Genomic DNA, 1,139 nt, shown 5'->3' with positions numbered 1-1,139 from the left:
AACAGTTCCTCTCGCTGAATGTTAGCGTCCACCATCGCAATCACGGCATCATCATCCGATAATTCTCTTACGATTGCCGGAATAGTCGTAAGTCCTGCAAGCTGTGCTGCATGCATTCTTCTATGACCGGATACCATTTCATATTCTTCATTATCATCCATTCGAAGCAGTACCGGTGTCAGTACTCCATTGATCCTTACACTTTCAACCAGATCCTGCATCTTTTCATCATCCAGCACCTTGAACGGATGATTTTTAAACGGATGGATCTTACTGATTTCTATCTCCATTGCAGATTCTTCATTTACCACACCCAGCAGTTCATCAATGCTTGCCAGTTTAATCTTTTCGCCACTTCTATTTTTCATTTTTCAAAACCTCCTGTGTTAAGTTCTTATATGCTTCGGCAACTTTTCCTTTCGGGCAGTGCATGTAGATGCTTTTTCCCTCTGCACTGGTCTCAGCAGCTTTTACAGACATCGGGATCACATTTTCAAATACCTCGATCTGACTTCCGTAGGTTGTATGTACTCTCGATGCAATATCCCTTGCGTAATTGGTTCTGAAATCTACCATGGTCAGGAGAATGCCCTCAATCGCCAGTTTCCGGTTCAGTCTTTTCTTTACTGTAAGAATGGTCTTGATCAGCTGCTGAAGTCCTTTCACCGGCAGATATGCGGCTTGCACAGGTATCAACACAGAATCGGAAGAGACCAGTGCATTGATTGTCATCATACCAAGGCTCGGCATACAGTCGATCAGGATATAATCGTATCGGCATCGTATCGCATCGATATATTCTTTCATGATCATTTCTCTGCTCATAACATTTCCCATCGTTACTTCCAGTGCGGAAAGCTCAATATTTGCCGGGAGAAGATCTACATTTTCCTGGTGATGTAAAATCCCATCTTCCAGAGAGATTTCTTCTTCGTTGATGACATCCATCATGATCGTTGCCAATGTGATGCGAAGATCATCCGGTTCCTCATATCCAAGACTTGCGGTTAAACTTCCCTGTGGATCCGCGTCGATCAACAACACTTTCTTACCTTCTCTTGCCAGTCCAATGCCTACATTTACGGTTGTGGTGGTCTTTCCGACGCCACCTTTCTGGTTTACTACGGATATAACTTTAC

Annotated in this window: 2 protein-coding genes; both read right to left on the bottom strand. The window is 43.5% G+C overall.

The features are described 5' to 3' along the window. The coding region (locus ACZMB2_RS14370; RefSeq protein ID WP_487597221.1) for a ParB N-terminal domain-containing protein at positions 1-368 on the bottom strand (368 nt) is incomplete at its 3' end. Beyond that, positions 358-1,139: ParA family protein (locus ACZMB2_RS14365; protein ID WP_487597220.1), on the bottom strand; the 782-nt coding region annotated here is incomplete at its 5' end. The genes ACZMB2_RS14370 and ACZMB2_RS14365, both read right to left, overlap by 11 nt.

The organism is Hominiventricola sp. (genome assembly GCF_057604405.1).
Note: the sequence above shows the minus strand (reverse complement) of the source record. Positions and strands in the feature narration are given on the sequence as shown.